The following is an 18,848-nucleotide window of genomic DNA, read 5'->3' on the forward strand; positions in this document are numbered from 1 at the left end:
AATAGGCTAGAATGACCCTCCCGGTGTCTGTCTAAAGTCCCTGCATAATGAACGCCCCTGCACAAATTCAAGCTCTGCTGGCGGAAACGCCTCACGGTCCGGAGGCCACGCGCCTGCGGGAAATTCCTTATAACTACACGTCGTTTTCCGATCGCGAGATCGTCATCCGGCTGCTGGGCGAGGAATCGTGGAGTTTGCTCGACGTGCTGCGCGGCGCCCGCCAGACCGGCCGTTCGGCGCGCATGCTGTATGAAGTGCTGGGCGATATCTGGGCCGTGCGCCGCAATCCCTATCTGCAGGACGACCTGCTGGATAACCCGAAACGCCGCCAGGAACTGATCAACGCGCTGCACCACCGCCTGGCCGAGGTGGACAAGCGCCGCCTGACGGTGGACGACAGCGGCGCCGAAACCGATGAAGCCGCGCGCCTGCGCAGCGCCAACGTGGCCAAGCTGCTGCGTGCCGCCAGCAAGGCCGTGGCCGACTTCGGCGAAGAATTCAAGCAGGTCTACGATCTGCGCAAGCGCACCACCAAGATCCTCGGCCGCTACACCGACAAGCACAACGTCTGCTTCGACGGCATGAAGCGCATCTCGCACGTGACCGACGCCACCGACTGGCGCGTCGAGTATCCGTTCGTGGTGCTGACCCCGGATACGGAAGAAGAAATGGCCGGCTTGGTCAAGGGCTGTATCGAACTGGGGCTGACCATCATCCCGCGCGGCGGCGGCACCGGCTACACCGGCGGCGCCATTCCGCTGACGCCGATGTCGGCCGTCATCAACACCGAGAAGCTGCTGAACATGGGCGCGGTGGAGATGAAAGTGCTGCCGGGCCTGGACCGCGAATACGCGACCATCTACACCGGCGCCGGCGTCATCACCAATAAAGTCTCCGAAGCGGCCGAGAAGGCCGGCTTCGTGTTCGCGGTCGACCCGACCTCGGCCCACGCTTCCTGCATCGGCGGCAATATCGCCATGAATGCGGGCGGCAAGAAGGCCGTGCTGTGGGGCACGGCGCTGGACAACCTGGCCTCGTGGCGCATGGTCGATCCGCAGGGCGACTGGCTGGAAGTCACGCGCCTGGACCACAACCTGTCCAAGATCCACGACACGCCGCTGGCCCGCTTCAAGCTGGAATGGACCCATCCGACCGCCAAGGGCGAGTCGAAGGGTGCGCCATTCAAGACCGAGATCCTAGAAATCGAAGGCCGCAAGTTCCGCAAGGAAGGCCTGGGCAAGGACGTGACCGACAAGTTTCTGTCCGGCCTGCCGGGCATCCAGAAAGAGGGCTGCGACGGCCTGATCACGTCGGGCCGCTGGATTCTGCACAAGATGCCGAAGTTCACCCGCACCGTCTGCCTGGAGTTCTTCGGCCAGGCGCGCGATGCGATTCCATCGATCGTGGAAATCAAGGATTACCTGGACGGCTTGCCGGCCAAGGGCGAGCAGTTCGCCTCGCTGCGCCTGGCCGGCCTGGAGCACCTGGACGAGCGCTATCTGCGTGCGGTCGGCTACGCCACCAAATCGAAACGCGGCGTGCTGCCGAAGATGGCGTTGTTCGGCGACATCGTCGGCGACGATGAAAACGCCGTGGCGCAAGCCGCCTCGGAAGTGGTGCGCATCGCCAACACCCGCGTGGGCGAGGGATTTGTCGCCGTCAGCCCGGAAACGCGCAAGAAATTCTGGCTGGACCGCGCCCGTACCGCCGCCATCGCCAAGCACACCAACGCCTTCAAGATCAACGAAGACGTGGTGATTCCGCTGAACCGCATGGGCGAGTACACCGACGGCATCGAGCGCATCAACATCGAACTGTCGATCAAGAACAAGCTGCAACTGGTGGATGAGCTGCAGGCCTTCTTCGCCGCCGGCAATCTGCCGATCGGCAAGAGCGACGATGCCGACGACAGCGTGGGCGACGCCGAAATGCTGGGCGACCGCCAGCAACAGGCCGAAGCGCTGCTGGCGCAAGTGCATGCGCGCTGGACCTATCTGCTGGCCGAGTTGGACAAGCCGCTGGTGTCGATCACCGCGCAACTGGCCGAGCAGGGCCTGGACCGCCTGCTGCCGGTGTTTGAAGAACGCTTGAAAACCCAGCCGGACGCCACCCTGTTCGACGTGGTGCAGGACCGTACCATCCGCGTCACCTGGAAACAGGAAATCCGCGCCCAGCTGCGTCAGATCTTCAACGGCGCCGCCTACAAGCTGATCCTGGACGAAGCGACCGCCATCCACAAGCGCGTGCTGCGCGGCCGCGTGTTCGTGGCGCTGCACATGCACGCCGGCGACGGCAACGTGCACACCAACTTGCCGGTCAACTCGGATCACTACGAGATGCTGCAACTGGCGCACAAGGCCGTGGCGCGCATCATGACCTTGGCCCGTTCGCTGAACGGCGTGATCTCGGGCGAGCACGGCATCGGCATCACCAAGCTGGAGTTCCTGAACGAGGATGAAATCGGCCCGTTCCGCGAATACAAGCTGCGCGTCGATCCGGAAGGCCGCTTCAACAAGGGCAAGCTGCTGAACCTGGACGGCATGGAAGCCGACTTGCGCAACGCCTACACGCCGTCGTTCGGCCTGATGGGCCACGAATCGCTGATCATGCAGCAGAGCGATATCGGCGAGATCGCCAACAGCGTCAAGGACTGCCTGCGCTGCGGCAAGTGCAAACCGGTGTGCTCGACCCACGTGCCGCGCGCCAATCTGCTGTACTCGCCGCGCGACAAGATCCTGGCGACCTCGTCGCTGATCGAAGCCTTCCTGTACGAAGAGCAGACCCGTCGTGGCATCTCGATCAAGCATTGGGAAGAATTCGAGGACGTGGCCGATCACTGCACCGTCTGTCACAAGTGCGTGACTCCCTGTCCGGTCAACATCGACTTCGGCGACGTGTCGATGAATATGCGCAACCTGCTGCGCAAGATGGATAAGCGCTCCTTCAATCCGGGCAAGGCGGCGGCCATGTTTTACCTGAACGCCACCGACCCGGCCACCATCAACGCCACCCGCGCGGCGATGGTCGGTCTCGGCTACAAGGCGCAGCGCCTGGGCAATGACTTGCTGAAGAAGTTCGCCAAGAAGCAGACCAAGGCGCCACCGCCAAGCGTGGGCAAGCCGAAGGTGCGCGAGCAGGTGATCCACTTCATCAACAAGAAGATGCCGGGCAACCTGCCGAAGAAAACCGCGCGCGCGCTGCTGGATATCGAGGACGACAAGGTCATCCCTATCATCCGCAATCCGAAGACGACCACGGCCGATACGGAAGCGGTGTTCTACTTCCCGGGCTGCGGTTCGGAGCGTTTGTTCTCGCAGGTTGGTCTGGCGACCCAGGCCATGCTGTGGGAAGTGGGCGTGCAGACCGTGCTGCCGCCGGGCTATCTGTGCTGCGGTTATCCGCAACGCGGCGCCGGCCAGTACGACAAGGCCGACAAGATGATGACGGACAATCGCGTGCTGTTCCATCGCATGGCGAATACGCTCAACTATCTGGACATCAAGACCGTGCTGGTTTCCTGCGGTACCTGCTACGACCAGCTGGCGACCTATGAGTTCGACAAGATCTTCCCTGGCTGCCGCATCATGGACATCCATGAGTACCTGAACGAGAAACAGGTCAAGCTGGAAGGCGTGACCGGCACGCGCTATATGTACCACGAGCCGTGCCACACGCCGATGAAGATGCAGGAAGCGACCAAGACCGTCAACTCGCTGATCCAGACGCACGACAACGTCAAGATCGAGAAGAACGACCGCTGCTGCGGCGATTCGGGCACGCTGATGGTGGCGCGCCCGGACATTTCGACGCAGGTGCGCTTCCGCAAGGAAGAGGAAGTCATCAAGGGCGCGGACAAGCTGCGCGCCGACGGCTTCGACGGCGAAGTGAAGATCCTGACCAGCTGCCCGGCCTGCCTGGGCGGCGTGTCGCGCTACAGCGAAGATGCCGGCACCACCGCCGATTACATCGTGGTGGAGATCGCCAAGCATCTGCTGGGCGAGAACTGGATGCCGGAGTATGTGCAGCGCGCCAATGAAGGCGGCATCGAGCGGGTGCTGGTGTAATGGCCTGCGATCTGTGCAACTTGCTCGCTGCTCCGGGAGCGGCGTTGATCTGGGGCGATGACCGCGTGTCGGTGGTCGCCGTGGACGAGGCAGAATACCCGGGCTTTACGCGCGTGGTGTGGAATGCGCACGTCAAGGAAATGACCGATCTATCGCCGGCCGAGCGCGTGCGCGTGATGGACGTGGTGTGGGCAGTGGAGTCGGCCCAGCGCGAGGTGATGGCGCCGGAAAAAATCAATCTGGCCAGTTTTGGTAATATGACGCCGCACGTGCATTGGCACGTTATCCCGCGTTACCGCGACGATGCGCACTTCCCGAACCCGACCTGGGCGACGGCTCAGCGTGCTTCGTCGGCGGAGGTGTTGGCGGAGCGCAGCGCGCTGTTGCCGGCATTGCACGCAGCCATCGTCGAGAAAGTGAAAGCATTATGAGCAGCAAACCTGTCCCAACCGGCCTGACGGTCCACAACAAATCCAAGGTGTTGGATGTGGAATTCAATGATGGCCAATCGTTTTCGATTCCGTTCGAACTGCTGCGCGTGTATTCGCCGTCGGCGGAGGTGATGGGACATGGCCCGGGGCAGGAAGTGCTGCAGGTCGGCAAGCGCGAAGTGGGCATTGCCGGCATTGAACCGGTCGGCAACTACGCGGTGCAGCCGACGTTCTCGGATGGCCACAACACCGGCATCTTCACCTGGGAATACCTGTACAAGCTGGGCAGCCAGAAAGATGTGCTGTGGGCGACCTATATGGACCGCCTGCACGCCTCCGGCTTCGAAGGCGACAGTGGCCGCGAAGCCGGCGTCTCGCTCACCGGCCCATCGACCGCGCATCAGCACGGTGGTGGCGGTTGCGGCAGCGGCGGCTGCAAGCACTAAGCCTCACGGCGTCACCTGATCGCGCATCACATACAAACCTCTACTTCGGTTGCCAGGTCCAGACACGGCTGGCGATGTTGACGGCTTTGGGGATCAGTTTTTGCTGATAGAACAGGTCAGCCACGCGCTGCTGGTTGGCGGCGATGTCCGGCGTAACCGGCGTGGCGCCGAAGTGCGTGCGTTGCATCCAGGTGGCGATGATGTCCGTCGGTACGCCGGTCTGCTGCGCTAGCAGGGCGCTCACTTCTTTTTGATGCGCGCTGGCCCACTGTCCGGTCAGCCGCACCTGCTCCAGCAAGCTCGATACCAGTTGCGGCGACTGCTCCACGAATTTGCGCGAGGCGAGGTAGAAGCCGTTGGCTTGCGGCAGTCCGGTGTAGTCGCTCAGTACGCGCACCTGATAGGCCTTCTGCGCCGAGGCGAAGTAGGGATCCCACACCACCCACGCATCGATGCCGCCGCTGACAAACGCCGCCCGCGCATCGGACGGCGATAAATAAATCGGCGTGATGTCGCTGAACTTCAAGCCGGCCTTCTGCAACGCGGAAGCGAGCAGGAAGTGCGAGCCGGAACCCTTCTGGAACGCCACCCGTTTGCCCTTCAAATCGGCCACCGTGCGCACCGGTGAATCCTTGGGCACGAACAGCGCTTCGCTGTTCACCGGCGCCGGCTCCGCGCCCACGTACAGCAAGTCCACGCCGCCCGCCTGCGCAAACACCGGCGGCGGTGCGCCCGTGCTGCCGAAATCGATGCTGCCGGCGTTGAGCGCCTCCAGCATCTGCGGGCCCGCTGGGAATTCGATCCACTTGATCGTATGGCCAGGCAAAGACAGGCCTTGCGTCTTCATCATGCTCAGCAAGCCGGCGCTTTTCTGAAAGCCGATCTTGATCTCCGCCGCCTGCGACAGCAGCGGAAGCGCGAACAGTATGTAAATCCATTTTTTCATCATGAGTCCTTATGCGCTTTCGCGCTCTATCAATTCGCAGGCCAGCAGGTTCAGACGCGAGTCCTGTGTCGATGCGGGCAGCACGCCCAGTTGTTCCAATATGCGCAGCGCGGCGATCTCGCCGATTTCGCGTCCCGGCGGGCGAATGGTGGTCAGGCTGGGCAACAGCAGCGGCGAAAACGCGTAGTCGCCAAAGCCCACGATCGCGCATTGCTGCGGGATCTTCAGGCCGGCCCGTTGGCCTGCCAGCAAAGCGCCCGCCGCCAGATTGTCGTTGGCGAAGATGATGGCTTCGGCCGGCCGCGCGCGCCGCGCCGGCGACAAGGCCAACGCTTCAATCGCCTGCTTGCCGGCGTCGAACGGCGCTTCCGCCGTGGGCGCGTAAATGATCGGCTCCAGGCCATGCTCTCGCATCACCGCCGCGTAACCGTCGCTGCGGTCCACTGCGCTCAAGTCGCCTTTCAGGCTGTTTTGCACAAACGCGATGCGGCGGTAGCCCTTGGCGTACAAGTAGCGCGCCGCCTGCTCGCCCACCGCGTTGTTGGAGTAGCCGACCTGTATCGGCTTGCGGCGCGGCTGGTAGTCCCAGGTTTCGACCACAGGAATGCCGGCCGTGGACAGCAGCTTCTCTGTGGCGCGGTTGTGGAAGCGGCCCACCAACGCCAGCGCGGCCGGCTTCCAGCCGAGGAAGGCGCGCACCGCGTTCTCCTCCTGCTTGGCCGAGAAGTAGCTGGAGGCCAGCAGCAACTGGTAGCCGTGGTGGTTCAAGGTGTCGCTGAAGGTCTGGATGGTGTTGGCGAAGATCGGCCCGGAGATGTTGGGGATCACCATGCCCACCACACGTCCATGTGCGGACGCCAGGCCGCTTGCCGCCAGGTTGGGCACATAGCCCAACTCCTTCACAGCCGCCGCGATGCGCGCACTGCGCGCGGCCGCCACGCGTCCCGGCTCGGTGAAGTAGCGCGACACGGTGATCGACCCGACCTCCGCCAGCCGCGCCACATCGTGGATGGTGGCGCGGCCCGAGCCACGTCGTTTTCTTGGTGCTGTTGGTTCGCTCATTTGCGCTTATTCCGAAATAACATATCGATGATTTTTTTAATTCTTTGACTTCAATCCAGCCCGCCGCGACACTAAAAAAAGGGTACCGGTACCACTTTTATTGTAGCGAACCACTTCTCGCACACTAAGCTGGTTCTTCGCCGATCAAAGCAGGTTTTCCGTATATGGCGCAAAGGGCGCTTTCAAATCAAGGGACAGCATGAAGAGCAATAAGAAAATTTTTGGCGCGCTGACCATCGGCGCTTTGCTGGTGTCAACGGCATATGCGGGCGCGGAGGAGAGCGATGCAACGCCCATCAAGGACCGCGACGACAGCGCCTCCGTGCCCAGCGTGACGGTCAGCGCCACGCGCCGCAACGCTTCGCTGCAGTCGGTGCCGGTGGCGGTATCGGTGCTCGATGGCGATGCGCTGACCCAGGCCAACCGCACCAGCATCGACACCATCGTGCAGGAAGTGCCGAGCGTGACCTTCCGCCAGCAGGGCGGCAACAAGGACACGACCATCTTCGTGCGCGGTATCGGTACCATTTCCACGTCGCCGGGCGTGGAGCCGACCGTGTCGACTGTGATCGACGGCGTGGTGTACGCGCGTCCCGGCCAGGCCACGCTGGACCTGCTGGACATCGAACACATTGAAATCCTGCGCGGCCCGCAGGGCACGCTGTTCGGCAAGAATGCATCGTCCGGCGTGCTGAATGTGATCGGCCGCAAATCGTCCGAGCAGACCACGGGCTTCGTCGATGCGTCCTGGTACGAGGGCAATGAAAAGCGCGTGCGCGCCGGCGTGTCCGGCGCGATTCAGCCGGGCGTGGTGAGCGCCTCCGTCACCGGCCTGTATGCGGACTTCAACGGCAATATCGATAACGTGCACACCGGCGGCGGCAAGCTGAACGGCTACGACCGCAAAGGCGTGCGCACCCGCGTCGACATAACGCCGAACAAGGATCTGGATATCGCGCTGATTGCCGACTACGTGCGCTCGAAAGCATCACCGAGCTTCACTGCCTACAAATCGACCGCTCCCGCCTTCAACGCCGGCATCGCGCCGGTGGTCGCCGGGCCGGAGAACCGCCAGGTCAACGCCGACATTCCAAGCGATATCCGCGACAAGAACAAGGGCCTGTCGGCGCAGGTGGACTACCGTTTCAACGGCTACACGCTGACGTCCATCACGGCGGTGCGCGACTGGGACAACACCCAGTACACCAGCACCTCGGCCATCGGCAACGCGGCGGAAGTGGCGCGCATCACGGCGGCCTTCCCGGCCACGCGCGACATCGGCACGGTGGAATTCAGTCAGGTCTCGCAGGAGCTGCGCCTGGCTTCACCGAAGGGCGAGTTTGCCGAGTACGTGGCCGGCGCCTTCCACTTGCACGGCAAGGACCGCGAGACCTACCAGCGCATCGTCAACAACGGCGCGGCCATCAACTCCGGCCGCGCAGATTATGGCGTCAAGAGCGACAGCTACTCGCTGTTCGGCGAGAGCACGCTGAACTTCTCGCCGGTATGGCGCGCCATCGCCGGCGCGCGCTGGACCAAGGACGAGCTGTTCTACGACCACGCGCGCACCTCGACCCAGACCGTGGCCTTCCCCGGCGTGCAACCTGCGGTGCAGAATGCCGGCTCCACCAGCGAGGATGGATTCTCGGGCCGCGTGGGCCTGCAGTACGACATCTCGCGTGACGTGAACGCCTACGCCACCTATTCGCGCGGCTACAAGGGACCGGCCTACAACGTCTTCTTCAACATGCTGAGCCGCGACACGCTGGCGCTGAAACCGGAAACCTCCGATTCGTTTGAACTGGGCCTGAAAGCCAGCGCCTTCGACCGCAAGCTGACCGCCAACCTGGCCGTGTTCAACACCAAGTACGCCAACTACCAGGCCAATTTTTATGACACCGTGGCCGGCGCCGTCGTGACGCGCCTGATCAACGCCGGTGATGTATCGACCAAGGGCGTGGAGCTGGACCTGAACGCCCGTCCAACGCGCGCGCTGACCTTGAGCGCATCGCTGGCCTACACCGACGCCACCATCGACAGCTTCAACTGCCCGCCGGCCGCCGCCGCGTCGTGCAACCTGAATGGCAAGCCGCTGCCGTTCTCGCCGAAGTGGAAGTCCTTCACCCGCGCCAATTACGCGCTGCCGCTGGAGAGCGGCTTGATCGTCGACCTGTCGGCCGACTACAGCTGGCAGGCCAAGACCCAGTACGACCTGTTCCAGTCGGTCGATGCGATCCAGGGCGCGTATGGCGTGATCAACGCCGGCGTGGCGCTGTCATCGCCGGTGGGCGGCTGGCGCGTGGCGCTGGTGGGCAAGAACCTGGCGAACAAGTCCTACGCCACCAACCTGGTCACCTCGACCGGCTATGTCACGCGTGGCGTGCCGCGTGACGACGAGCGCTACTTCGGCATCACCGCGCGCAAGGAGTTCTGATGTCGCGCAAGTTGAGTATCGCCGCATTCATGATGCGTTACGGCCACCACGTTGCGGCGTGGCGGCATCCGGAGACGGACCTGCTGTCGAATCCTTTCAAGGTATTCCGCGAGCAGGTACGCGCGGCGGAGCGTGCCTGCCTGGACGCGGTGTTCTTTGCCGACAGCGTGGCGCTGACCGGTGCGCCGTCGCTGGAGCCTTTGACGCTGCTGTCGGCGCTGGCCGCATCGACCGAACATATCGGCTTGATCGGCACCGCCACCACCACCTACAACGAGCCGTACACGGTGGCGCGGCAGTTCGCGTCGCTGGATCTGTTGTCGGACGGACGGGCAGGGTGGAACCTGGTCACGTCCGACAACGCGGCGGAAGCGGCCAACTTCGGCCGCAAGCAGCACGTGGCCCACGCCGACCGCTATGCGCGGGCGCGGGAATTTCATCAAGTTGTCACAGGACTGTGGAATAGTTGGGACCCCGATGCGCTGCTGGACGATAAAGGCGGTTCACAGCCATACGATCCGGCCAAGCTGCACAAGCTGAATCATCGCGGCGAGCATTTCGGCGTGGCGGGTCCGTTGAACGTGGTGCGCAGTCCGCAGGGGCGGCCGGTGGTGGTGCAGGCCGGCGGTTCCGAGACCGGGCGTGATCTGGCGGCCGGCACGGCGGAGGTGGTGTTCACCGCCCAGCCCACGCTGGCCAAGGCGCAGGCCTTTTACCGCGATATCAAGGATCGCGTGGCGGCGAAAGGCCGCAGCCGGGATTCGGTGAAAATCATGCCGGGATTATTCGCGGTGGTCGGCCGCACGCAGGCGGAAGCCGATGCGAAGTTCGCCGAGTTGCAGGCGCTGATCGAACCGAAGGCTGGCCTGGCGCTGCTGGGCCGCATGATCGGCAACTTCGATCTGTCGGCCTATCCGCTCGATGGTCCGCTGCCGGAGCTGCCGCAGACCGAGGACGGCCAGCGTAGCCGCCAGCAGTTGCTGACCGATCTGGCGCAGGGCGAGAATTTGACGATACGCCAGCTGTACGAACGCATCGCCGGCGGACGCGGTCACTTCACTGTGGTCGGCACGGCGGAGGTGGTGGCGGATCAGATGCAGCAGTGGTTTGAACAGGGCGCGGCGGACGGCTTCAACTTCATGGCGCCGGCGCTGCCGGGCGGATTGGATGATTTCCTCATGCTGGTGATACCCGAACTGCAGCGGCGCGGCTTGTTCCGCACCGCCTACGAGGGCGGCACTTTGCGTGGGCATTTGGGTTTATAGGAGAAGGCATGTTCGGCAGGATGTTGGTACTGGTTGCGGCGCTGGCCGCAGCGCCGTTGGGGGGCGCGCAGGAATACTTTGGCGATGCGCGTCCGGATGCGCCGGAGCTGGCTGCGCGCGGTCCGCTGCAAGTGGGCGTGCGCACGCTGGTCGCCGAGCACAAGGACCAACTCGATATCCTGAAGGCCAGCGCAGGTACGCCCAATCCACGCTACACGCGCAAGCTGACGCTGGAGGTGTGGTATCCGGCGCGGCTGGCGGCGGGGCAAACGGAGCATACGGTTTATACCGATGTCCTGGGCTCCGGCCCGAATGATGCCAAGCGTCCCAACACGCCGTTCCAGTTCAACGGCCGCGCCGCGCGCGATGCCATGCCGCTCCCGCCGGCGCCGGCGCCCGCGCAGGCCGGTGCTTCGGCATCGGCGGCGGGCGGCATCCGCTATCCGCTGGTGATCGTCTCGCACGGCTATCCGGGCTCGCGGCTGCAAATGAGCTACCTCACCGAGAACCTCGCGTCCAAAGGCTATGTGGTGGTCGCCATCGACCATCCCGAGTCCACGCGCGCCGACAAGGCGGGCTTCCCTAGCACGCTGCTGAACCGCCGCCTGGACGACCTGTTCGTGCTGGACACTGTGGCTGCGTGGTCGAAGCCGGGCAGCGGCCACTTCCTGGCCGGTGTGGTGAATGCGGACAATGTCGCGCTGGTCGGCTATTCGATGGGCGGCTACGGCGCGCTGAACACGGTCGGCGCTGGCATCAGCGCCTCGGCGGCGGCGTTTGTCCCCGGCGGTAAGCTGGCGGTCAACCAGCAGGGCAACCAGCAATACGAATCGGCGCGCGATCCGCGCATCAAGGCCGTGGTGGCCTTCGCGCCGTGGGGCGGTGAGCAAAAAGTATGGGATGCCGCCGGACTGGCCGGCGTTCGCACGCCAACCCTGTTCATCACCGGCGACCAGGACGATGTCGCTGGCTACCAGGACGGCGTGCTCAAGCTGTTCGAAGGCGCCGTCAACGCCGACCGCCAACTGCTGACCTATGTCGGCGGCCGCCACAACTCGGCGCCGAATCCGCCATCGCCGGCCCACTGGAGCAATCCCGACGATTTCCAGTCCTATTCCGAGCCGGTATGGGACAGCCGCCGCATCAACAACATCAACCAGCACTTCGTGACCGCCTTCCTCGGCGTGCACCTGAAAAAGCAGCCGCTGCAAACTTATCTGCAATTGTCGCCGCACGCGAACGACGATTGGAAGGGTTTCTCAAAGCGCGCCGCGCTGGGGCTGACGTGGCGCCATCAGCCGGCGCAGTGATTAATTCAGCTTGCTGTTTTGGCAGCCGGCGCTACTGCACTCGCGCACGCGGTCCTGCAGAAACTGTGAGCGCTTGATGGTGGTATTTGTAGCGCAATCCAGATTGACGTAGAAGGCGCTGCCTTCGCGCTTGGAGCAGGTGTCGTTGCGATTCTTGATCCAGGCCAGTTGCCCATCCTTCAGCGACTTCTTGCCGCCAGCATCGAGCTTGCCGCTCAGGGCCTGGTAATTGGTGTTCAGTTCCTTGTCGGCTTCCTGATAGACCTTGTTCAGGCAATACAGGCCGTCGAAGTCATTTTTTGGCACGTCGCAGGCGGAATTGGCAAAGGCCGCGCCAGAGGCGCAGAACAGCAGGGCTGCAACGATTTTCTTCATTGTGACACTCCCAAGTGATGTTGAGTTGTTAAGTCTGCCATGTTTCCTGAGGGCCTACAAGGCTGTCAGCTTGTATAATGCGGTCAAACTTAACAGGCCTGCATACCATGACCAATACCACTCACTTCGGTTACAAGACCGTCGCGGAAGAAGATAAAGTTCGCGAAGTTGCCAAGGTTTTCCATTCCGTCGCCGCCAAGTACGACATCATGAATGACGTCATGTCGGCCGGCCTGCATCGCCTGTGGAAGACCTTCACCATCGCCAACGCGGCCGTGCGCCCGGGTTTCAAGTGCCTGGACATCGCCGGCGGCACGGGCGACCTGGCCAAGGTCTTCGCCAAGCAGGCCGGCCCCACCGGCGAGGTCTGGCTGACCGACATCAACGAATCGATGCTGCGCGTGGGACGCGATCGCCTCTTGAATCGCGGCCTGTTGACCCCCACATTGTTGTGCGATGCCGAAAAGCTGCCGTTCCCGGACAATTATTTCGACCGCGTCAGCGTGGCCTTCGGCCTGCGCAACATGACGCACAAGGATCAGGCGCTGAAGGAAATGCACCGCGTGCTCAAGCCGGGCGGCAAGCTGCTGGTGCTGGAGTTCTCCAAGGTGGCGGCGCCGTTGCAAAAACCGTATGATGTCTATTCGTTCAAGATTTTGCCATGGATGGGCGAGAAGATCGCCAACGACGCCGAGAGCTACCGCTATCTGGCCGAATCGATCCGCATGCATCCGGACCAGGACACCCTGAAGTCGATGATGGAAGAGGCGGGCCTGGAACGCGTAACGTATTACAACCTGACGGCAGGTGTGGCCGCTTTACACACCGGTATCAAAATGTAATGACTGGAATTACCATGAACATGAAAAAAATCCTGATTGGCGCTGTAATTGCCATCTCCGCCATGTCGATGCTGGCCGAAGCGACCGCGCGCCCTGCCGGCGGCGGACGCTCGATCGGCCGCCAGTCGCAGAACGTCAACCGCATGCCAGCCCAGCAAGCGCCGCAAGCCGCACCGCGCCAGGCCGCGCCTGCGCAGGCGCCGAATGCGCCGCAAGCACCGGCGCCTAAGCCGAGCATGTGGAAGGGTATCCTCGGCGGTGCGCTGCTGGGCTTGGGCCTGGGCGCCTTGTTCTCGCACTTCGGCCTCGGCGGTGCATTGGGCGGCGCGATTGGTTCGATCATCATGCTGGCCCTGCTGGCCGGCGTGGTGTTCTTCATCTTCCGCCTGATCCGCAGCAAGTCGCAGCCAGCCGCTGCGCCGGCTGCGTTCGGCGGTAACCAGAACGTGTATTCAATGCCGCCGCAAGGTGGTTCGGCCACGCCGGAAATCGGTTCGCGCCTGCAATCGGCGCCGGTGCAGCAAGCTGCGCCTGTCGCCCACACCCCTTGGGGCGTGCCGGCCGATTTCGACGCGGTGAGCTTCCTGCGCGTGGCGAAGAGTAATTTCATTCGCCTGCAAGCGGCGTGGGATAAAGGCGATGTGGCCGATATCCGCGAATTCACCACCCCGGAAGTGTTTGCCGAGATGAAGCTGCAGATCAGCGAGCGCACCCAGGCCGATTACACCGATGTGGTGAGTATCGACGCTGAGTTGCTGGGGATTGAAACCAGCGCCACCGAGTACCTGGCGAGCGTCAAGTTCACCGGCATGATCAAGCCTGCGCCGGACGCGCTGGCCGAGCCGTACCACGAGGTGTGGAACCTGGTGAAACCGATCAACGGTGCGAGCGGTTGGCTGCTGGGCGGTATTCAGCAACTGGCGTAAGCAACACCGGATTCGTCCGGTAAACTGGTAAGATCGAAGCCGCCCGTATTTCCGGGCGGTTTTGTTTTGAACGGCTAGAACATGATTTCATTGAATCCCGGTAGTTTCTCTGCGGCGCCGGCTAGTGCCGCCATTAACCATTTGCTGGCGCAGGAGCCGTGGGCGCGCCAAGAGTTGCAACGCCACGCCGGCAAGATCGCCTGCATCGACGCCGGCTCGGTTGCGCTGCGCCTGCGCGTGACCGCTGACGGCTATCTTGAGGCCGCCCCGGAAGACGAGCCGGCGCGCGTGACCATCCGCGTGAAATTGTCGGACCTGCCGCTGATCGCGCAAAACCGCGAGCGCGCTTTTTCCTATGTGCAGATCGAGGGCGATGCCGAATTCGCCAACGCCATCTCCAACCTCAGCAAATCGCTGCGCTGGGAAGCCGAGCATGACCTGGAAAAAGTGATCGGCCCGATCGCCGCCGTGCGCGCCGTCTCCGGCGCCAAGGCCGCTTTCGCCGCCATCAGGAACGGCCACCAGAAGCTGGCCGAAAACGTCGCCGAGTTCCTGCTCGACGAAAAACAGGTGCTGGTGCGCCCCCACACCGTGGAAGCCTACTCGGCCGACGTGACGCGCCTGCGCGACGACGTCGAGCGCGCCGCCAAGCGCCTGGCGAAGTTGGAACAAAAGCTGGAACAGAAACTGGGATCCCAATAAATGATGCTGAAATTCTTGCGCCTGCTGAAAATCCTGCGGGTATCGGTGCGTTACGGCCTCGATGAAATTGCCATCTCCGGTTTGAAGAAACCGCGTATTACCAAGCTGATCGATACGGTGTTTTTCTGGCGCGACCTGTCGGCCCCGCGCGGCGTGCGCTTGCGCATGGCGTTGGAGGAGCTGGGGCCTATCTTCGTCAAGTTCGGTCAGGTGCTGTCGACCCGTAGCGACCTGATTCCCGCCGACCTGGTGATCGAGCTGGCGCGCCTGCAGGACCGCGTGCCGCCTTTCGATTCCGACTTGGCCATCGCGCAGATCCGCAAGTCGCTGGGCGCTCATCCGGACCAGCTGTTCGCCGCCTTCGAGCGTACGCCGGTGGCCTCGGCCTCGATCGCGCAAGTGCACTTCGCCACCCTCAAGGATGGCCGTCAGGTGGCGGTCAAGGTGCTGCGTCCCGGCATGAAGAAGTCGATCGACGACGACGTCGCGCTGATGCACATCGCCGCCGACTGGATCAGCAACCTGTGGGCCGACAGCAAGCGCCTCAAGCCGCGCGAGGTGGTGGCCGAGTTCGACAAATACCTGCACGATGAGCTGGACCTGATGCGCGAAGCGGCCAACGCCAGCCAGCTGCGCCGCAACTTCGCCGATTCCAAGCTGCTGCTGGTGCCGGAGATGCATTGGGACTACTGCTCGTCCAGCGTGATCGTGATGGAGCGCATGTACGGCATTCCGGTGTCGCAGATCGACCGCCTGGAAGCGGCCGGCGTGGACCTGAAAAAGCTGTCCAGCGACGGCGTGGAGATCTTCTTCACCCAGGTGTTCCGCGACGGCTTCTTCCACGCCGATATGCATCCGGGGAACATCCTGGTATCGGTGGAGCCGGAGACCTTCGGCCGTTACATCGCGCTCGACTTCGGCATCGTCGGCACGCTCAACGATTTCGACAAGGACTACCTGTCACAGAACTTCCTGGCCTTCTTCCGCCGCGACTACAAGCGCGTGGCCGAAGCCCATATCGAATCCGGCTGGGCCCCGAAAGAGACCCGCGTGGACGAGCTGGAATCGGCCGTGCGCGCTTGCTGCGAACCGATCTTCGACCGGCCGCTGAAAGACATCTCGTTCGGCCAGATCCTGCTGCGCCTGTTCCAGACCTCGCGCCGCTTCAACGTGGAAGTGCAGCCGCAACTGGTGCTGCTGCAAAAGACGCTGCTGAATATCGAAGGCCTGGGCCGCCAGCTCGATCCCGACCTGGACCTGTGGAAGACCGCCAAGCCGTACCTGGAAAACTGGATGGCCGAGCAGGTCGGCGTGACCGGCTTCATGCAGCGCTTGAAGGCGGAAGCGCCGCGCTACGCGCACATCTTCCCGCAGCTACCGCGCCTGGTGCATCAGGCGCTGGAGCGCCATGCGGAGCGTCCGTCCGATAACAGCGAGCTGCTCAAAGTCTTGATCAGCGAACAGCAGCGCACCAACCGCCTGCTGGCCTTGGTGATCTACGTCGCCGGCGCGGTCGGGCTGGGCGTTGCGGCCTTTCAGCTGTATCTGCGCTACCACCATCTGCTGTAACGGCCATGACGGACTTCCAGCAGCGCGATCCATTGTCGCCGGCGTTCTGGGATGAGCGCTTCGAGCGCCACTTCACGCCCTGGGACCAGGGCGGCGTGCCGCAGGCGTTGCGCAACTTCGCCGCCGCCACCGGACCGCTGACGACGCTGATTCCGGGCTGTGGCGCGGCCTATGAGTTGGCGTTTTTGGCGGAATTGGGTTGGGATGCGACCGCCATCGATTTCTCGCCGGCCGCAGTGGCGCAGGCGAGGGCGGCCGTGGGTGTGCATGCGGCGCGGGTGGTCGAGGCAGATTTTTTCGCGTGGCAGCCAGCGGCGCCGCTGCAATTGATCTACGAGCGGGCCTTCCTGTGCGCCATGCCGCGCGCGATGTGGCCGCAGGTGGCGGCGCGCTGGGCGCAACTGCTGGCGCCCGGTGCGCTGCTGGCAGGGTATTTTTTCTTCGACGACGCGCCCAAGGGGCCGCCTTTCGGCATCGCCCGCGCGCAGCTCGACGAACTGCTGCAGGCCGATTTCGAATGTATCGCCGACCAGGCGCCCAGCGACTCCATCCCCATTTTCGCGGGCAAGGAGCGCTGGATGATCTGGCGGCGGCGCTAGGATTTAATCGCGGCGCGGGTTGTTGGGGTGGTCGTCGCGGCCGTTCGGCACGCCGTCATGGTCGCTGTCGCGACGGGCCCAGTTCCCACGTTGCATTTCCCAGTGACCGTTGCGCTCCACCCACGCCGGCTGGTGATAGACGTAGCCACGGCGCTCGCGCTCCCAGTGGCCGCGAACCCAGACGTGGCGGCTGTTGCGCCAGTCCCAGTAGCCGGGCGCCCAGACGTAGCCGCGGCGCGGCGCAGGCGCCACTTCATCACGCGGGGCAGGTGGCGCGGTTTGCACCACGATCACGGCAGCCGAGGCTGGAACGGTCACAGTACCGGCGGATGCCGCCAGGGCGGCCGCAAACAGAATTTTCCTGATCATGTTGAGCTCCTCTTTGTAAGGTTGTACTTACGTTATACGGAGCTTGGCCGCACCGATCTGTGCGTGCGGCCGCATAATCCTAGATGTGGTTCGACATGGCGCTATGGGGCAGGGGCGGACGGTGCCGGCAGGCGTGTAGGCATACCACCACTGCGACGCACAGCAGGATGGCGCGACGGTGCAGCGGCTCTTCCGGCGTTTGTGCGGCGAATTTATTGGCGGCCATGGCTGGCGCGGCGAGGGTGGCGCTCAGGAGCGCGGCGTATGCGTATTTTTTCATGATATTTCCCAAAGAATCAAAGAGTTGGCGCGTCGTCGATCGAGGACAGCAAAACCAGGCGCGATTCAGGGGTTGGGAAATCTACGCGTTACAGGCAGCATTAAATCATGCCTAGCATCAATATGCGAATAGATTTTTGCTATGAAATCGATTACCCCCAAGCTGTGGGTTTCAGGAAACAGTCAGGTAGGCCGCAAAAGGCTTTATAATTCAGGGTTTTGATGATTTTTGCGGAGTAATTGATGCCGATCTACGCGTACCGCTGCGAGGCATGTGGTTTTGCCAAGGATGTTTTGCAGAAGATGTCCGACCCGCAGCTGACTGTTTGCCCCGAGTGCGGCAAGGAGTCGTTTAAAAAGCAAGTGACCGCCGCCGGCTTCCAGCTCAAGGGCTCGGGCTGGTATGTGACCGATTTCCGTGGCGGCACGCCGCCGGCGACCGGCACCGCGACCGGTCCGGCCAAGAGCGACGCCGCGCCTGCCGCCGCGCCTTCGGCCGCCCCCACGCCTAAGCCATCGGGCGGTTCCAGCGACAACTGAAAGCACTCCATCCACCACCCTAGGAATTCGATGCGTAAATACTTCATTACCGGCCTGCTGATTCTGGTGCCCCTGGCGATTACCGCCTGGGTGCTGAATCTGGTCATCAGCACCATGGACCAGTCCCTGCTGTTCGTGCCGGAGCGCTGGCAGCCGCGTACCCTGGTGGGCTTCGATATCCCGGGCCTGGGCACGCTGCTGACCATCCTCATCGTGTTCCTGACCGGCCTGCTGACCAACAACCTGGTCGGCAACTACGTGGTCAAGCTGTGGGAAAAACTGCTGACCCGCATTCCGGTGGTCAGCTCGCTGTATTCGAGTGTCAAGCAGGTGTCGGACACGCTGTTCTCGTCGTCCGGCAACGCCTTCCGCAAGGCGGTGCTGATTCCGTACCCGCACCAGAATTCGTGGACCATCGCCTTCCTGACCGGCGCGCCGGGCGGTGACGTGAAGAACCACCTGGTCGGCGACTTCGTCAGCGTGTACGTGCCGACCACGCCGAATCCGACCTCGGGCTTTTTCCTGATGCTGGCCAAGAAGGATGTGGTCGAACTCGACATGAGTGTCGACGCGGCCCTGAAGTACATTGTTTCGATGGGGGTGGTGGCGCCTGAAGATGCGCCCAAAGTCATCCTCCAAGAAACCAAGATTAACTGAGTAACACTAACCTGAACCGAGAAATAAACATG

18 protein-coding genes are annotated in these 18,848 nt (G+C 63.0%); 13 read left to right on the top strand and 5 right to left on the bottom strand.

Annotation, left to right across the window (positions count from 1 at the left end):
- The first annotated feature begins 47 nt into the window (after positions 1-47).
- From ACXZ1M_RS16095 to ACXZ1M_RS16105, 3 genes are read left to right on the top strand one after another with little or no spacing between them, the layout of a single operon-like run.
- Positions 48-4,064 carry a DUF3683 domain-containing protein gene (locus tag ACXZ1M_RS16095; protein WP_459048673.1) on the top strand — a complete coding sequence of 1,339 codons (4,017 nt, stop codon included), beginning with the start codon at positions 48-50 and terminating at the stop codon, positions 4,062-4,064.
- The gene (locus ACXZ1M_RS16100; protein WP_459048674.1) at positions 4,064-4,495 is read left to right on the top strand and encodes an HIT family protein; all 432 of its coding nucleotides are present in this window, start codon (positions 4,064-4,066) and stop codon (positions 4,493-4,495) included. Before ACXZ1M_RS16095 ends, ACXZ1M_RS16100 begins: the two co-directional genes overlap by 1 nt.
- Positions 4,492-4,941 (top strand): gamma-butyrobetaine hydroxylase family protein, encoded by a 450-nt coding sequence (locus ACXZ1M_RS16105; protein ID WP_459048675.1) that lies wholly within the window; start codon positions 4,492-4,494, stop codon positions 4,939-4,941. The genes ACXZ1M_RS16100 and ACXZ1M_RS16105 overlap by 4 nt, the downstream gene beginning before the upstream one ends.
- Before the next feature lie 40 nt (positions 4,942-4,981).
- On the opposite strand, the gene ACXZ1M_RS16110 is transcribed toward ACXZ1M_RS16105, so the two are convergent.
- Together ACXZ1M_RS16110 and ACXZ1M_RS16115 are read right to left on the bottom strand one after the other, a co-directional pair.
- Positions 4,982-5,887 carry a sulfonate ABC transporter substrate-binding protein gene (locus tag ACXZ1M_RS16110; RefSeq protein WP_459048676.1) on the bottom strand — a complete coding sequence of 302 codons (906 nt, stop codon included), beginning with the start codon at positions 5,885-5,887 and terminating at the stop codon, positions 4,982-4,984.
- Between the two features lie 9 nt (positions 5,888-5,896).
- Positions 5,897-6,949 (bottom strand): LacI family DNA-binding transcriptional regulator, encoded by a 1,053-nt coding sequence (locus tag ACXZ1M_RS16115; RefSeq protein ID WP_459048677.1) that lies wholly within the window; start codon positions 6,947-6,949, stop codon positions 5,897-5,899.
- A gap of 199 nt (positions 6,950-7,148) precedes the next feature.
- Between ACXZ1M_RS16115 and ACXZ1M_RS16120 the strand changes: the two genes are divergently transcribed.
- Genes ACXZ1M_RS16120 through ACXZ1M_RS16130 form a run of 3 tightly spaced genes read left to right on the top strand, consistent with a single transcriptional unit; the run spans position 7,149 to position 11,958 of the window.
- Positions 7,149-9,383, top strand: a complete 2,235-nt coding sequence (locus tag ACXZ1M_RS16120) for a TonB-dependent receptor (RefSeq protein ID WP_459048678.1) — start codon at positions 7,149-7,151, stop codon at positions 9,381-9,383.
- Positions 9,383-10,648 carry an LLM class flavin-dependent oxidoreductase gene (locus tag ACXZ1M_RS16125; protein ID WP_459048679.1) on the top strand — a complete coding sequence of 422 codons (1,266 nt, stop codon included), beginning with the start codon at positions 9,383-9,385 and terminating at the stop codon, positions 10,646-10,648. The genes ACXZ1M_RS16120 and ACXZ1M_RS16125 overlap by 1 nt, the downstream gene beginning before the upstream one ends.
- Positions 10,649-10,656: 8 nt before the next feature.
- Positions 10,657-11,958 (top strand): alpha/beta hydrolase family protein, encoded by a 1,302-nt coding sequence (locus ACXZ1M_RS16130; protein WP_459048680.1) that lies wholly within the window; start codon positions 10,657-10,659, stop codon positions 11,956-11,958.
- Here ACXZ1M_RS16130 and ACXZ1M_RS16135 read toward each other — a convergent pair whose 3' ends face one another.
- Positions 11,959-12,333, bottom strand: coding sequence for a lysozyme inhibitor LprI family protein (locus tag ACXZ1M_RS16135; RefSeq protein ID WP_459048681.1), 375 nt, complete (start codon positions 12,331-12,333; stop codon positions 11,959-11,961).
- A gap of 107 nt (positions 12,334-12,440) precedes the next feature.
- Here ACXZ1M_RS16135 and ubiE point away from each other — a divergent pair, with 107 nt between their 5' ends.
- From ubiE to ACXZ1M_RS16160, 5 genes are all read left to right on the top strand, one after another.
- On the top strand, positions 12,441-13,175 hold the full coding sequence (ubiE, locus tag ACXZ1M_RS16140) for a bifunctional demethylmenaquinone methyltransferase/2-methoxy-6-polyprenyl-1,4-benzoquinol methylase UbiE (RefSeq protein ID WP_459048682.1): 735 nt from the start codon (positions 12,441-12,443) through the stop codon (positions 13,173-13,175).
- A 14-nt stretch (positions 13,176-13,189) separates the two neighbouring features.
- Positions 13,190-14,101: a Tim44 domain-containing protein gene (locus ACXZ1M_RS16145; RefSeq protein ID WP_459048683.1), complete on the top strand. Its 912-nt coding sequence runs from the start codon at positions 13,190-13,192 to the stop codon at positions 14,099-14,101.
- A gap of 81 nt (positions 14,102-14,182) precedes the next feature.
- Complete coding sequence (locus ACXZ1M_RS16150) at positions 14,183-14,803, top strand: ubiquinone biosynthesis accessory factor UbiJ (protein WP_459048684.1); 621 nt, start codon at positions 14,183-14,185, stop codon at positions 14,801-14,803.
- A complete protein-coding gene (ubiB, locus tag ACXZ1M_RS16155) occupies positions 14,804-16,372 on the top strand; it encodes a ubiquinone biosynthesis regulatory protein kinase UbiB (RefSeq protein ID WP_459048685.1) in 1,569 nt (522 codons plus the stop codon).
- Between the two features lie 5 nt (positions 16,373-16,377).
- Positions 16,378-16,971, top strand: coding sequence for a methyltransferase domain-containing protein (locus ACXZ1M_RS16160; protein ID WP_459048686.1), 594 nt, complete (start codon positions 16,378-16,380; stop codon positions 16,969-16,971).
- 3 nt (positions 16,972-16,974) lie between these two features.
- Here the strand turns inward: ACXZ1M_RS16160 and ACXZ1M_RS16165 are convergent, their stop codons facing one another.
- A complete protein-coding gene (locus ACXZ1M_RS16165) occupies positions 16,975-17,340 on the bottom strand; it encodes a YXWGXW repeat-containing protein (protein WP_459048687.1) in 366 nt (121 codons plus the stop codon).
- A 79-nt stretch (positions 17,341-17,419) separates the two neighbouring features.
- Positions 17,420-17,620, bottom strand: coding sequence for a hypothetical protein (locus tag ACXZ1M_RS16170; RefSeq protein ID WP_459048688.1), 201 nt, complete (start codon positions 17,618-17,620; stop codon positions 17,420-17,422).
- A 242-nt stretch (positions 17,621-17,862) separates the two neighbouring features.
- Here ACXZ1M_RS16170 and ACXZ1M_RS16175 point away from each other — a divergent pair, with 242 nt between their 5' ends.
- Positions 17,863-18,159, top strand: a complete 297-nt coding sequence (locus ACXZ1M_RS16175) for an FmdB family zinc ribbon protein (protein WP_459048689.1) — start codon at positions 17,863-17,865, stop codon at positions 18,157-18,159.
- Between the two features lie 30 nt (positions 18,160-18,189).
- Positions 18,190-18,816 carry a DUF502 domain-containing protein gene (locus ACXZ1M_RS16180; protein ID WP_459048690.1) on the top strand — a complete coding sequence of 209 codons (627 nt, stop codon included), beginning with the start codon at positions 18,190-18,192 and terminating at the stop codon, positions 18,814-18,816.
- The last annotated feature ends 32 nt before the right edge of the window (positions 18,817-18,848 follow it).

Source organism: Duganella paludis (assembly GCF_054461335.1).